General features: G+C 46.6%; 2 protein-coding genes. One reads left to right on the top strand and one right to left on the bottom strand.

Annotated features, from left to right (window positions below; genetic code table 11):
• On the top strand, positions 1–217 hold a 217-nt coding region (locus EN780_RS39985), incomplete at its 5' end, for a hypothetical protein (protein WP_210215112.1).
• A 7-nt stretch (positions 218–224) separates the two neighbouring features.
• Here EN780_RS39985 and EN780_RS39355 read toward each other — a convergent pair.
• Positions 225–667, bottom strand: a 443-nt coding sequence (locus EN780_RS39355; protein ID WP_210215111.1) for a hypothetical protein, incomplete at its 5' end; no start/stop codon positions are given.

Raw genomic sequence — 667 nt, 5'->3', positions numbered from 1 at the left:
GTATCCGCGAGTGCATCCGCAATTGCCTGCAGCTGTTCTTGGGAAAACGAAGCCACAACAACCCCTGTGTTCTGACGTGGTAGCGTATCAGCCCCAAATTGTCACAGAGCATGTAGAATCCCTCGATAGCCAAGCGGCGACTGGTTCGAAGCGGACAACCGCCAAAGCCTCAGGACCTGAAGCTGAAAGGCCCAAAAGGGAGGTTATTGATTTATGAGGTTCAGTCATTCTCTCCGATTTAGTAACGCAGCCCAGTCGATTGCCGCAGTTCCGCCAGCGAGTGTAGGAGGGGCATCAGCCCAAAAGTAATTTTCGCCCTCTCGAAAATCCACCGCGAGTATTTTCTCATCAGAGAATATGCAATTCGAAAAATCACATCTCTCAAAAGCATATTTATAGTTCGCATGATGATTTAGTGAATCAATCGAGTCGACACGGGCGATACCGCAGTTCTTGAACATCGACTTATCAAATCGACCATCGACTTTTACGTACTTCCATCGCGCTACTGTTACGCCGTTAAATGACGCATTCTTTAGGCTGTCAATTTCATATTCGTCATCGAACGGAAATTCTCCTCCAAAATATTTTACAGAGGCGAACCCTGGAATGTAGTGCCAGTATACAGGATCATCGTCGTAATGATAATCCTCTTCTGGTTCTACAA

Origin of the sequence: Mesorhizobium sp. M4B.F.Ca.ET.089.01.1.1, from assembly GCF_004022605.1 — a bacterium.
In the GTDB taxonomy this organism is placed as follows: domain Bacteria; phylum Pseudomonadota; class Alphaproteobacteria; order Rhizobiales; family Rhizobiaceae; genus Mesorhizobium; species Mesorhizobium abyssinicae.
Note: the sequence above shows the minus strand (reverse complement) of the source record. Positions and strands in the feature narration are given on the sequence as shown.